A 13,932-nucleotide genomic window follows, 5' to 3' on the forward strand; every position below is an offset into this window, starting at 1 on the left:
CGGTACAATCGGCGGTAGTGGTAGTACCAAGGCTGTAAAGGAGGCAGGCGATGAGAAAGATTAGGCTGTTACTGCTAGTGTTGGTAGCCGCGTTCTTTGCTGTCTCGACCGGCTATGCCGCTGAGCACAGCTTCAAAGCAAAATTGACCCCGAAAGAGGAGGTCGGCAAGCCTGACGCCAAGTCTTCAGGCAAGGCTGAATTCAAGCTCAGCAAAGACGGCAAGGAGCTGACTTACAAGCTCTACGTCAAGAACATCATGGACGCCAGCGCGGCTCACATTCATGTCGGCAAAAAGGGCGAGAATGGCCCGCCGATTGTTGGACTCTTCAGCGGTGGCAAGAAAGGGAAATTCTCGGGCGTGCTCTCCGAGGGTAAAGTCGGTGCCAATGACCTGATGGGCGACTATAAAGGGAAATTCGACGAACTCGTCAAACTGCTCAGGTCTGGCGACACCTACGTGAACGTTCACACCGACAAGTACCCGGACGGCGAGATCCGCGGTCAGATCAAATAACGCAGCGGTTATCCCGCCTGCACTATAACGCCCGCCGGTAGCGGCCCTTTGGACCACCTGCCGACGGGCTGTTTTTATGCCGCGTCACCCTCTTTAAGCCTCGTCGATCAGCACTACCTCACCCGACTCTATATCGGGACCGGCGGGCAGCTCCACTCCCAACAGCCCCTTGGCCTCGTGCTCCGGCAACTCCTCGATCCCCTGCATCTTGCGCTGGATGCGACGGGTCCTCGTCGCGGCGGTGTCGATGCTGGAGGAGGCCTCATCCAGCTTCTTCCTGGTCTTCTCAAGCAGCGTCCCGAAGGTCATGAACTCGGTCTTGATGGCTCCCAACAGGCGCCAGACGTCGCTGCTGCGTTTCTCGATGGCCAGGGTCTTGAAACCGAGGCTCAGCGAGGAGAGCAGGGCGGCGATGGTGGTGGGGCCGGCGACGATGACTTTGTGCTCGCGCAGGATAGCGTCGAAAAGACCGGGCCGGCTCAATACCTGCGCGTAGCTCGCCTCGTTGGCGAGGAACATGACGGCGAAATCGGTGGTCTCGGGAGGGGCGAGGTACTTGTCGCAAATCAGCTTGGCCATCCCTTGGACTGTCTTGTCGAACTGCTTGGTCGCCTCGAGAACGGCCACCTGGTTCCCCTGCTCCTGGGCTTCCACCAGGCGCAGGAAGTCTTCCTGCGGGAACTTGGCGTCGATGGGAAGCCAGAGTGGCTTCTCGTCCCGTCCCGGGAGCCTGACTGCGAACTCGACCCGGGCATCGCTGCCGGGCTTGGTGGCAACGTTGGTGCCATACTGATCCGGGGTGAGAATCTGCTCCAGAAGGTTGTGCAGCTGGACCTCGCCCAGTGTGCCGCGGGTCTTGATGTTGGAGAGGACCTTCTTCAGGTCGCCGACTCCGGAGGCTAGCGACTGCATCTCGCCCAGCCCCTTGTGCACCTGCTCCAACTGCCCGCTAACCTGCTTGAATGACTCGCCCAGACGCTTTTCCAGGGTTTCATGCAGCTTCTCGTCCACCGTGGCCCGCATCTGCTCAAGCTTCTTGGAGTTATCCTCCTGCAGCCACTTGAGCCGTACTTCCACTGTCTCGCGTAACTTGTCCAGGCGCTGTTCATTGCTGGCGGTGAGATTGGCGAGCTGCTGCGTGAATCCCTCCATCTGGCCTTTCTGCAGCGACGCGATATCTACCATCCTCTTCTGTACTGCTTCCCCGAAGTTGCGCAGGTTTCCGCCCAACTCCTCGCGGTTGCGGCGCAACTCGTCCTGTAGGGTCCGCTCCAGCCGCTCCAGCCCCTTTTCAAGCTGATCGAAGCGCGCCTCCGAGGATGAGTGTCGCTTCAGGCTCAGGTAGCACAAAAGGGTCACCACCAGCGTGGCGGCAAGGAGCAGCAGGGTGATCAATTGCGTGACGTCGGCGCTCATGAGTTACTCCGGCAGCGATTTCAGGAAGTCGATCAGGGTCTTATTGAATATCGCGGGCTGCTCCATGTTCAACATGTGCCCAGCCTTGTCGATGATCCTGCTTTTGCAGCCGACTAGGCCCTCTATGAGCACGTTGGCTACCTCCAGTGGCGCGGCGCGGTCTTCGGCTCCGGCCAAAACCAGCGAGGGGAACGGGAACGATTTGAGGTCTTCCACGTAATCCTTCCTGTCCCTCATGGCTAAAAGTCCCCCCGCCAGCCCCTGTGGGGAGGCGCTGCGCATCCAGGAGGTGACCAGCGCGATCAATGCGGGATTGCGCTCAGCCGTTTCGGTCGCAAAAAGAAGTTCCGCGAAGATCTTGATGACGGGGTTCGCGCCGAGCCGCTCGGCCTCGGCGGCCATCGCGCTCCTGCGCGCGCGTCCCGCCTCGTCGTCGGCGTTGGCGCGTGTGGCGATGAAACAGGCGGCACGGACCCGGTCAGGGTAGCGCTCCATGAGGTTCAACAGGACGTAGCCACCCATAGACATGCCGCTCACCACCGCCTTGTCGATCTTTAGCGAATCCATCAAGGCGATGATGTCATCGGCAAAGACGTCCATGCTGTAGCCACCTGCAGGGGCGTCGCTGGCGCCGAAGCCGCGCAGGTCGGGCGCAATGACGCGGTAGCCGGCATCGGCCAGGGGCTGCAACTGCGGCTGCCACATCTGGCGGTTCAGCGGAAAGCCATGGATGAGGATGATAGCGGGACCGGATCCCATGCCGTCGTAGGCGATATTTATATCATTAACATTGAGATTCATGGTTGCTCCTAAGAGGTTGCGGTGAAGTCTCCCCTCTCCCTCCGGGAGAGGGGCTGGGGGTGAGGGTGGTGCCTAAGTGATGCCCCTTTGTAGCTGTAATCGATGTAAAAGCTCCCTCACCCTGACCCTCTCCCGGAGGGCGAGGGAGAGTTTGGGTGGGTTCGGGGACGTTAGTTCGTGGGACCCCACAGCCGTTCGCGCAGGCCGGACCTTCTGGTCACTCGGCGTTCCACTGCGGTGACAAAGAGGGATTGGTCGGTAAGCAGCTCGACCGATTTTTTCGCTCTTGTTATCGCCGTATAAACAAGCTCCCGCGTCAGCACCGGGTTGTCGCGGTCGGGGAGAACCAGGAGGACTTTCTCGAACTCGGATCCCTGGCTCTTATGGACGGTCATGGCAAAGGCGCATTCGTACTCGGGGAGACGCAGCGGCAACACTTTTCTCATGCCGCCGGAACCGGAGGGGAAGAAGGCGCGCAGCTCTCCGCCGTTTTCGGCGTCGGGGAGGATCAGGCCGACGTCGCCGTTGAACAGCCCCAGGTTGTAGTCGTTCCTGGTGATCATCACCGGCTCGCCGGCGTAGCAACGGCCGTGCGGATGGATCAACCCGGCCTGCGCCAGTCGCTGCCGTACCAGCAGGTTGAGGGCTTCGACGCCGTACGGGCCGCTGCGCATGGCGCATAGGATACGGAACCGGCTGAACTCTGCGAACGCAGCTTCGGGCGTTTCGGTGCGCAAATAAGCGCCATAGCCGTCGGTGATGCGCTTGGCGAGGGCTTCGGCCAGCCCGGCGGCGGGCGGTAGCGAGGCCAGCGCCACGTCGGTAAGGGCAGGATCGAGACAGGCAGCCAAGGCTCCCGAGGCGTCACCGGCATTGACCAGGGTGGCAACCTTGCCTATGCCTCCCGAAGACGAGAAGCGATAACTTTTCCGCAGCAGGACGACGGCATCACCGAGCGGCCCGATGCCAGGCTGGATCTCGACGGTATCGCCGGCCACGTCGGCCGCTAGTTCTACGAAATCGGCGGAGAATCCATGCGCCCCGCCGGTGTCGCACATGTCGCCCAACACAGCCCCGGCTTCCACGGAGGCGAGCTGGTCCCGGTCGCCCAGGAGGATCAGTCGGGTATCCTGGCGCAGCGCGCAGACCAGCTTCGCCATGAGCGGCAGGGAGACCATTGACGCTTCGTCGACGATGATCACGTCGTAGGGGAGTGGGTTGTCGCTGTTGTGCCGGAAGCCGCTGGAACCTTTCAGGTAGCCGAGCAGTCGATGCAGGGTGAAGACTTCTTCCGGGATCAGCTCCCGGACCCCGGGGTCGGCCTTGTCGAGTCCGCCGGAGATGGACTCCTTCAGCCGTGCCGCGGCTTTCCCGGTGGGGGCGGCCAGGGCGATGCGGAGGGCGCTGCCGGCTCCGGTGCCGGCCTGTTCCAGCAGCAGCGAGAGCACCTTAACCACGGTGGTAGTCTTGCCGGTCCCTGGCCCACCGGAGATGACGCAGAAACGCCTGGTGACGGCGGCGAGGGCGGCGATGCGCTGCCAGTCGGTTTCGCCCGGCGTGGGCGGGAAGAGGCGGCTTAAGCCCTGCCGCAGTCGTTCCCAGTCAAACGGCGCCGGTTCGCCCCGGTTCAGAATCGCCTCGGCCAGTTCGCTTTCGTAGCGCCAGTAGCGCTGCAAGTACAGGCGGCCCGTGGTGTCCAGGATGAGAGGCTTGAACTCGCCGGGGGCTCCGACGGCGGGGGAGGCTTTCAGCCGATCGCACCAAGTCGCCGCTGATTCGAGACGGAACCCGGCGGCACGCCCTTCCTCCAGGGCGGAGCCGAGATCGAGGCAGACGTCGCCCGCGGTTACCCCACGGCTCAACAGCGCAGCGGCCGCCTCGACGTGCTGATCGCGGCTCCCCGCCAGGCGGCAGATGAAGGCGGCGAACTGCCGGTCTATGTCGTTGAGCTGAATCCCTTCGGGAGTCATAGATTCACCTTTTAAGACGAGAAGCGGGAACACAGGGGACACGGAGGTCCACAGAGGTCACCAAGGAACACCAGTCAGGGGCAAACCAAAAAGACTTCTTTGTCCTCTGTGCTGCCGCGGCTTATCCTCTGTGCCCCCTGTGTTCCGCCTTTTGCTTTTAGCTTTTATGCCAAGTCGAAGCTGAGTTGATCGTCGGCACCGCTCTTTTTCGACTTCTTGCCGGCTCTCCCTTGCCCACCTCCTGGAGAGGGCTGGGGTGAGGGAGGCGGTTCAGCTGCCAGTACTGATTCCGGCAGCAGCACAGCGGCCAACTCGGCGATGAACTCCTTGGGCGGCCGGTCGGCGAAGACGCCGTTGCCGGTGCCGTCGATGCCGCGCAGGAACAGGTAGAAGATCCCGCCGAAATGCCGGTCGTAGTCGTAATCCTCGATGCGCAGTCTCAGGTAGTTGTCGAGCGCCACGGTGTAGAGGAGGTACTGCAACGGGTAGAAGCTCGCCTCCATTTCCCTTTTCAGCGCGGCTTGGCCGTAATCTCCGGGGCTGTTGCCGAGGTGGTTGGACTTCCAGTCCACGATGTAGTAGCGCCCGTTGAGCTCGAACACAAGGTCGATGAAACCGAGCAGCATCCCCCGCACCGGAGAGAAGGAGAGTCGGCTGAAAAGTTCTGCCATGTCCACCGGGAACCAGGCCGCCGCACCATCTTTATTCATGAAGCGGGTGACCGCTTCCTTGAGCCGCTCGGAGGTCACCTGGGCCAGCGGGAAGAAAAACTCCAGCTCAGTCAGGCGCTGCTCTAGTGCCACATGGGCCAGGGGGATCCCCTGTTCTCCCAGCGGTGCCCGCAGGACGTTTTGCACCATGTCGCGCACGGCCCTGCTCCACTCGGCGGCAAAGCCGTGCTTGTCCAACTGGTCCTGGACCAGCGGCGCCAGCTGGTGCTCGGCCTGGGTGAAGTCGAGGTCTTCGAAGATCTTGTGCAGGAAGATGCCGGCCTTGGCCCCTTTGGGGAAGGCGAAAATGCCGGTCGGCTCGACCTCGCGTACCGGGCTTTCCTCGGCCGGAGTCACTTCGTCGCGGTCCGGAAGTTCGGCGGTGTGATGCTGGCGGCTGGAAAGGGAGGTGAAGCTGGCCACGCGCCAGTCGCGGGTGATGGTCCCGGTGAAGTGAAGCGGAGCCAGTGCCGGCACATCCTCTGTGCTCGCGCGGAAGCCTAGCAAGTCGGCGGCAGGCATGTCGATGTCTTCGATGCTCCCCGCGGACGCGGCTGACAGTTCGGCCAGGCGCTCCTTGATCTTTTCGTCAGATAGCTTTACCTGCCCCGTCACCTCGTCCTGGTCCGGGTGCAGCAGGTAGTGCAGCGAGCTGTCGGCGGCGTCCTTGAAGGCACCCCAGACGACATAGGTGCGGTGCTTGCCGCGGGTGAGCGCGACGTAGAGGAGCCTCAGGCTTTCGGCCAGTGCCTCCCGAGCGGCTTTGGCCTTGCTCTGCTCCATCTCTTCCGAGCCGATGTCGAGCACGACCTTGCCGGTCTCGTCGTGGAACAGCGCCCCCTCGTCCTTGCCCCCCACCTCGGCCCAGCAGAAGGGGAGGAAGACGATGGGGTACTCGAGTCCCTTGCTCTTGTGGATGGTCACCAGCTGGACCGCGGCCTCGTCGGTCTCCAGACGGACCTCGTACTCTTCTTTCTTGGGCTCCTCGGTGATGCGGCAGGAGAGCCAGGTCACCACCCCTTCCATCCCCAGACGTTCCTTGACCTGGGCCTGGTGGATGACCTCGATGGCGTGCAGCACGTTGGTGAGGCGCCGCTCCCCCATTGGCCCGGCCAGCAGCCGCTGCCGCACCTTGCGCCGCTCCAGGAACTGCAGGGCCATCGCCACGCAACTCGCATTGTTCCAGGTGTCATGGTAGCCCCGGAATTCCTCCAGGATTTCCTCCCACTTGTCCTCGTCGTGGACCAGCTGTGCCAGCTCGGAACCGGTGACGCCGACCAGGTCGGTGGCAAGCGCACCGCGCAGGAGTGCCTCGTGCCCGGGCTGCGCTACCGCCGAGAGGAGCCGCAGCAGTTCCGCCGCTTCGTCGGTCTCGAAAAGGTTCCCCGCGCTGCAGAGGACGCTCGGGATCCCCCTGCGGCTCAACGCCTGCTGCATCAGCCGCGCCTGCCGGTTGGCCCGAACCAGGACCGCCACGTCGCGTGGCCGTACCGGCCGCGGCACCCAGCGCTCGTCCTCGCCATCCAGCCGGAGCTCTTCGATGGTGAGTTTGCCAGCCGCCCCGTCACGCAGGATGCGGGCGACCTCGGATGCCACCGTTTCCGGGAGGACGTCCCAGGCTTCGCCCTTGTTGATCGGCTTGCCCGCTTCCTTGCGCGGCGCGAACCAGAACTTAAGCGGCGCCTTCCGTTCCCCCTGCTCGGTGAGGATGCTGCGCTCCTTCGGCGCCGCTTCGACCTCGTTGAAGCCGATCTTCTCGTGCAGGAAGGGGAGCTCCCGCGAGGTGAAGAGCTTGTTCACCGCCTGGATCAGTCCCGGCTCGGAGCGGAAGTTCTGCAGCAGGGTGTGGCGCTGCTTGGTCGCGTCGGCCGCACCCAGGTAGGCGTAGATGTCGGCGCCGCGGAAGCTGTAGATGGCCTGCTTCGGATCACCGATCAGGAAGAAGGGTGCCTCGTGCCCGACCGGGAAGACGGCGTCGAAGATGGCGAACTGGACCGGGTCGGTGTCCTGGAACTCGTCGATCAGCGCGGCCTGGAAACGCTCCCGGATCAGCCGGGGCAGCGGCGAACCTCCGCGGGTCAGGGCGGCGTGCAGGTCGCCCAGGAGGTCGTCGAAGCAGCGCACGTTCTTGAGCCGCTTCCTCTTGGGGAGCTCGGAGCGCAGGTAGTCGAAGTAGTTCCGCTTGAGCGCCAGCAGCCAGTCCGCCTCATCATCGGTTGCGACGGGAGCATCGGGGATGACGGCGGCGTAGGGATCGCTGCAGACCCTCTTGGCCAGCTTGAGCAGGGAGTCCGGCGTGATCTTGGCATGGTCGGCCGCGGCAATGCGCTCGACCGGCTCGCCGTAGCAGTTGATGCGCCAGTAGTCCTGGGCTATCTCCTTGAGGATCTTTTCCTGGTCGGTCAGAAGTTCGGTGTCGCACAGCGACCCGCTCTCGAAGGGGTTGTCCTGCAACATCCTCTGGCAGAAGCCGTGGATGGTGAAGATGGCGGCTTCGTCGAAACTGCGCACGGCGTTGGCGAGCAGACGCCGCGCCTTGTCGCGGTCGGTGCTCCGCTCCAGGAGACCCGCAACCAGGAAGTCGTCACTCTTGCCGACCTCGAAGGCCGTCTCCGCATCCTTGAGTTTCTGCCGGATGCGCTCCTTGAGCTCCTTGGTGGCGGCCTCGGTGAAGGTCACCACCAGGATGCGCGACACGTCGAGCTCTTCCTCGAGCACCAGGCGCAGGTAGACGCCGGCGATGGTGAAGGTCTTGCCGGTGCCGGCACTCGCCTCGATCAGGTTGCGCCCGCCCAGCGGGGTATGTAGCAGGTCAAATCTCTTCATTTAGAGTATCCTCCCTCTCCCTCCGGGAGAGGGTCGGGGTGAGGGCGTTGCATCAGGCACTATTTTCCCTTCGTGGCGTAGCCCTCACCCGGCCTCCGGCCACCCTCTCCGATGGGGAGAGGGGATAGGGGGGCGACCTACTTCTTCTTGCCGCTCTTGACCAGGTTGTCCAGGAGCGGATCCCAGACTTTGCGGGCCAGGGCCTGGAACTCCTCGTCCACAGGGGGATCCTCGCCGAAGCAGCGGCGGCAGTACTCGTCCTGGACGTCTCCCTTCTTGTACTCGCTGCCGCGCCACGCCGCTTTGGCGGCGCCGAGAGCCTTGGCGGCATTCTTGGGCTCACGGGCGTTTTTGACGTACTCGAACGAGGTGTCGGGGAAGAACTTGAGGGGCTGGCTCATCCCCTTCTGGTAGAGCTCCAGGAGCCGGTTCAGGTGCTGTTCGCTTTCTTCGATGGCGGGGAGGTGGACGGTGCTCTTGGCCGCGACGAAGGTGCTTTGCACCGGGTAACCCTCGACCTGCGCACAGTTGAGCACCAGGTGCTCCACCCAGAGCCGCAACTGGTCCTTCGGCTTCAGGTCGGTGTAGCGATAGCGCACCATCCTGTCGGCGCGCAGGTTCTCCAGTCGGCCGATGATGCGCCCGGCGGGAAACTTCAGGTCGATGTCCAAAGCGGGGAGCGGGGTGCCGGTGCAGACTTCGGTCACCTTGCCGGCGAATTCCGCCGCCGGGTCGCCCAGCTTCTGGTACAACGCCGCGCCGCAGACCCCGGGGGGGAGATCGCCGCGGGCGCAGGCGACGGCGAAGGGGGCCTCAAGTTCCTCACCGCGCAGCACCGCTGCCACGATCTCCTGCTCCAGTTGATACTTCTCCAGCGAATCGAGCGCGAACGGTTCCACCTCTTCCAGCGGGTCGTCCCCCTCCACGATCCGGACGCCGAGCCGGCGCCGCAACAGCTCCTTGGACGGGTTGCACAGGAAGTCGATCAGCGCCTTCAGGGTGACGGTTGACGCCTCCTCCCACGGCGGCAGGGGGGTGGCCAAAAACGGTGCGGCAGGGGCGGGAGGGAGCAGTTTTGCCTGGGCACCGGCGCAGTTTTGCTGCGAGTAGCTGAAGAGGTCGTTAGTGCCGGTAAAGTACCGGGGACTGAACGGCTGCAGCGGGTGGCGCTGTGCGGTCCCTGCCGGCACTCCTTCCGGCGTCACAAAGCATCTGGCCAGGTAATCCTGCAGCTCGCTCACCAGCACGCATGGCGGCAGTTCGGCGTTGTCCTTGATGCTTTGCCCCACGTAGCTTATGTGCAGCCGCTTGCGGGCGGAGAGGAGCGCCTCCAGGAACAGGTAGCGGTCCTCGTCGCGCGGGGAGCGGTCGCCGGGGCGGCGCTCCCTGGACATCAGGTCGAAACCTTGCGCCGGGTTCTTGCGCGGGAACTGCCCCTCGTCCATGCCGATCAGCGCTACCACCGGGAACGGGATGCTGCGCATCGGGAGCATGGCGCAGAAGGTGACCCCGCCGGTCAGGAAGCCAAGGCCTCGCTCCGAACTGCCGAGCTGCTGCTCCACCCAGTAGCGCACCACCTCGAGGCCGATCTCATCCTCGAAGCCGGCCTGGCTGCCGCATTCACCCAGGTTCTTCACGATCTCGATCAGGGAGAGGAGTTCGCGCTCTCCCTCCTGGTCCGGGAGTATGAAATCATCCAGGATGCGGCGCAAGACCGGTACCCATTCCGCAGCCGGCCGGGGACGGGAAAGGGCCTGGGTCTCGGCGAACAGTTTTTCGCAGAAGGAGAGAAAGCGTCCCAGCACCAGTGCCACGCCCCCCTCCATGTCGTCGAAAGGAAGGATGTCTTTGTAGAAGGAGCGCCCGTCGCCGTTCATGGCGTAGCCCAGGAGCAGCCGGTCCAGCCCCGCCGACCAGGAGTTCTCGTGGAAGGGAGGGACACCGTGCTCGGCACGCTGGCCGGCGTCGATGCCCCACCTGATGTTGGCCCCCCTGAGCCAGTCACGCACCGTCTCCAGTTCGTCCTCGTTCAGACCGAAACGCCGAGCGACCGGCGCCGATTCCAGGATGTCCAGCACGGTGGCCACGCCGTAGCGCCCTCCGCACAGGCCAAGGATGGACAGAAGGACCTGGGCCGCCTCGCCCTCGTTCTTGAGGCTTCTGTCCGCGATGGAGTAGGGGATGCGCTCGGCTCCGGATTCCGGGTTGCCGAAGACGGCGGAAATATAGGGGGCGTAGCTTTCGATGTCCGGGGTCATCACCAGCACGTCGCGCGGCGACAGGGACGGGGCGGCATCGAAGATCGAAAGCAGCGTGTCGTAGAGTACCTCTACTTCGCGCATGGGGGAGTGGCAGGAGTGCACCTGGAGCGAGAGATCGCCGGCCGCGAGTTGGCGCGCCCCCGCGTCGGCGCCGCGCAATTCCACGATGTCGGCTTGGACCTCGTGCAGTAGCGAGCCTTGCGGCAGTTCGGAAAAGCTGTCCAGCCTCTCGTGCTCGCCGCAACCGTCGATGATGGCGTCGAAGAAGTCGCGGCCCAGCTTCCCCCAGGAGGCAAGCAGGGGATTGCCCGTTTCGTACCACTGCTCCGCTCCGTCTCCCTGCTTCTCCAGGCGTGCCAGCTCGCGTTCGGAGACGATCTCGCCCCAGTACTGGCGGCAGGGGTTCAACAGGAACAGGTTCACCTCGGCGTGCTGGGCAAGGCGGGCCAGGACCTCGAGGTGGAAGGGGGGCAGTGACGGGATGCCGATGACGGAGATGCGCCGCCGATCCGGGAGCCGGCCGCCGTCCAGCGCCTTGCGGAACTCCTGCAACAGGCGAGCGCGATGTTTCTGCGTGACGTCAGCCGTTAGAGCGCGCCAGAGCTGCGCCTGCCAGTGGTCTTCCTTCCCTTGTTCCCACTCCAGGAGCTTTTCCGGACGGTAGACGGTGTAGCGGTCGAAGGTGTCCGCCACGCGCTGGGCGAGCTGCATCCTTTTGAGGCCATCGGCGTCATCGGAGAGGTATGCTGCGATCTCCTCAAATCCGGGTTGTCCCGTTGCCTCCCGCAAAAGCCCCAGGATGCGCCAGGTCATCACCTCTGGGGAGAACAGGGGCGCTTCCTCGGGTGCGTCGGGCAATACCTTGGCGAAGACCCGCTCCACGAAACGGTTGGGAAAGAGGAACTCGCCGTTGGCCCAGACGCCGATCCTCGCCGCCAGTTCCATGGAAAGCCAGCGCTGCATCCCCTTGCTCTGCACCACGATCAGTTCCTTGTCGAACGGGTGGCAGGGCGCGCGACGCGGCGCGCGGACCACCTTCTCCAGGCCGTCCACCAGGTGTTCCATCAGGTTGCTGGTGTGGATGTACAGCGGCATCGGTCCTCGTGGTGCGGGGGCGTGCGGGGATTTCCGGGGGGAGGAGAGGCCGGCCCCGCGGATGGCAAAACATATCATATCCTCCCGCAGCTGTCTCGGTGAAAAGACGCCGGCGGAGGGGGGGCGTCGTTGGCAATTGCTTGCATTGCGCACCGCTTTGGATATATTTTGTCTTTGTGTTTACTAATTAATTTACACTTTTGTATGGTTTCCCTTCTTCACCGACAACCCACCGGCCCAATAATCGAGGCCTGTGCGACATGCAAAGGAGAAGTCATGAAGCCCTTCATCGAAGAGGCCCTCGCACGCGCTTATTACCGATTGAAGCCTTGGATGTCACGTCGGTTTCAGATCATGCTGCGCAGCGTGGTGGCAAAGTACAAACGGTATATCTTTCAGAATGTCTGGCCTATAGATCGGGAAGCTGGCGTGACGCCTCCAGGGTTCCCGGGGTGGCCGCAGGGAAGACGCTTTGCCGTGGTGCTGACCCACGATGTGGACACGGCCCGCGGAGTGGCACGGTGCGAACAGCTCATGGCCATCGAGCAGGAACTCGGCTTTCGCTCCTCGTTCAATTTCGTCGCGTATGACTACCATCTCCCTCCTGCCTTGCGGAAAAAGCTGGTCAATCAAGGTTTCGAGGTAGGGGTGCACGGCCTGGAGCACAACAGGAAGCTTTACGAGTCGGCTGAGACCTTCGAGCAGCATGCCGTGAAGATCAACAGCTACCTGAAGGAGTGGGGAGCCGTCGGCTTTCGTTCTCCGTGCGTCTACCACAACTTCGAATGGCTGCACCAGCTGGATATCATCTACGAGGCGTCGGCTTTCGATACAGACCCTTTCGAGCCCCAGTCGGATGGACTGAAAACGATCTTCCCGGTGCGCCAGACCAAGGTCCCGGGAAGGGAATACGTGGTGCTCCCCTACACCCTCCCCCAGGACTTTACGGTGTTCATCCTGTTTCGGGAGAAAGACATCAACATCTGGAAGGAGAAACTGCGCTGGATCGCTGAGCACGGCGGCATGGCCCTGCTGATCACCCACCCCGACTACATGAGTTTCGATGGCACCGTCGGGTATGACGAGTATCCTCACGAAATGTACCGGGAACTGCTGGACCATATCAGGACGGAGTACGAAGGGCAGTATTGGCACCAACTGCCTCAAGAGGTGGCCTGCTTTTGGAACAAGAGCATGTGCAAGCCTTGAGGTTGGCAGGGGCGCGCCGGGGACAGGACGTAACAGCCCCGGCGCCTTGAAAGGCAGGCGGATGGATATGTTCAACTGGCTCCTCGGACTGAACGCGGCCTACGTGCTGTTGCTGGCCGCCATCACAATTCTCAACTGGGCCGGCCCGGATCGTTTCTGGGTGGGCGCCTTGAACTTTTACCTACCCCAAATCATATGGGTCGTGCCGGGGCTCTTACTGACCATGGCAGCCTTTCGCAACGCGAAAATCCTGGTGTGGGTGCCACTTCTCGGAGTGTTGTGGGTTGTGGGGCCCATCATGGACTGGCACTGGGCTCCGCGCAAGGCATGGGCGAATTCGCCGCAGACGCTGCGGGTGATGACCTGGAACGTAAAGTATGGCAAACGCGACCTGATGCCGCTCATCGAGGAACTGTCCAGGAGCCGCCCGGACATCGTCCTGTTCCAGGACGCCGTGGATGCCGGGGACGGGCCGCTGGCGGACTACCTCGCCGGCTGGCAGATCTACAACGAAGGGCAGTACGTCGTAGCCAGCAGGCTTCCCATCTCCAATGTCGAGGTGCATGATCTCCCCTACCACGAGAGAAAGGGCGAATCGTTCCTGCGTTGCCGGGTGCAGGTCGGTTCTCGCGACATCTCCCTCTACAACGTCCACTTCAAGACCCCCAGAAGAGGCCTCAACGCCTTCCGCAAGGCGCGCCGGGGCGCATGGTACATCCCCAAGGCCATCGACCGTTTCGAGGCTAACGTGAACACGCGCCTCAGGCAGGCCCAGGCGGTGTCCGGGTACTTGGCGCAGGAAAAGGGGGAGGTCGTGGTGGCCGGCGACTTCAACTCGCCGGACCATTCGCTGGTATGTGAGGCCCTGAGGAAAGCCGGCCTGACCGACGCGTTCGCACAGGCGGGGCGGGGATACGGGTACACCTACGGGCATTTCCTGCTCAGGAACAAGGTACCCTGGCTGAGAGCGTCCTGGATGCGCATCGATCACATCATGACCACGCCGGGAATCAAGGCCCAGAACTGCTGGGTCGGTACCAGCAGGGCTTCGGATCACCGCCCCGTCATAGCGGACTTCATCCTCAGTGATTCCCGTTAGTTTCCTTTTGTCATACCCGTTACTATTTGC

General features: G+C 63.1%; 8 protein-coding genes. 3 read left to right on the plus strand and 5 right to left on the minus strand.

Features of this window, described 5'->3' with window-relative positions:
- Positions 1-50 precede the first annotated feature (50 nt).
- The gene (locus K7R21_RS16585) at positions 51-515 is read left to right on the plus strand and encodes a CHRD domain-containing protein (protein ID WP_224984386.1); all 465 of its coding nucleotides are present in this window, start codon (positions 51-53) and stop codon (positions 513-515) included.
- A 93-nt stretch (positions 516-608) separates the two neighbouring features.
- Here the strand turns inward: K7R21_RS16585 and rmuC are convergent, their stop codons facing one another.
- The 5 genes from rmuC to recC all read right to left on the minus strand — a co-directional run bounded on the left by rmuC (position 609) and on the right by recC (position 11,594).
- Positions 609-1,931 (minus strand): DNA recombination protein RmuC, encoded by a 1,323-nt coding sequence (rmuC, locus tag K7R21_RS16590; protein WP_224984387.1) that lies wholly within the window; start codon positions 1,929-1,931, stop codon positions 609-611.
- 3 nt (positions 1,932-1,934) lie between these two features.
- Positions 1,935-2,732 (minus strand): alpha/beta fold hydrolase, encoded by a 798-nt coding sequence (locus tag K7R21_RS16595; protein ID WP_224984388.1) that lies wholly within the window; start codon positions 2,730-2,732, stop codon positions 1,935-1,937.
- Between the two features lie 170 nt (positions 2,733-2,902).
- Positions 2,903-4,702, minus strand: coding sequence for an exodeoxyribonuclease V subunit alpha (recD, locus tag K7R21_RS16600; protein WP_224984389.1), 1,800 nt, complete (start codon positions 4,700-4,702; stop codon positions 2,903-2,905).
- Positions 4,703-4,866: 164 nt separating this feature from the next.
- Positions 4,867-8,238, minus strand: coding sequence for an exodeoxyribonuclease V subunit beta (gene recB / locus K7R21_RS16605; protein WP_224984390.1), 3,372 nt, complete (start codon positions 8,236-8,238; stop codon positions 4,867-4,869).
- Between the two features lie 137 nt (positions 8,239-8,375).
- On the minus strand, positions 8,376-11,594 hold the full coding sequence (gene recC, locus K7R21_RS16610; RefSeq protein ID WP_224984391.1) for an exodeoxyribonuclease V subunit gamma: 3,219 nt from the start codon (positions 11,592-11,594) through the stop codon (positions 8,376-8,378).
- A gap of 276 nt (positions 11,595-11,870) precedes the next feature.
- Here recC and K7R21_RS16615 point away from each other — a divergent pair, with 276 nt between their 5' ends.
- Positions 11,871-12,803, plus strand: coding sequence for a polysaccharide deacetylase family protein (locus tag K7R21_RS16615; RefSeq protein WP_224984392.1), 933 nt, complete (start codon positions 11,871-11,873; stop codon positions 12,801-12,803).
- Between the two features lie 67 nt (positions 12,804-12,870).
- On the plus strand, positions 12,871-13,902 hold the full coding sequence (locus tag K7R21_RS16620) for an endonuclease/exonuclease/phosphatase family protein (protein ID WP_224984393.1): 1,032 nt from the start codon (positions 12,871-12,873) through the stop codon (positions 13,900-13,902).
- Positions 13,903-13,932 lie beyond the last annotated feature (30 nt).

It is taken from the genome of Geomonas agri (genome assembly GCF_020179605.1).
Classification (GTDB): domain Bacteria; phylum Desulfobacterota; class Desulfuromonadia; order Geobacterales; family Geobacteraceae; genus Geomonas; species Geomonas agri.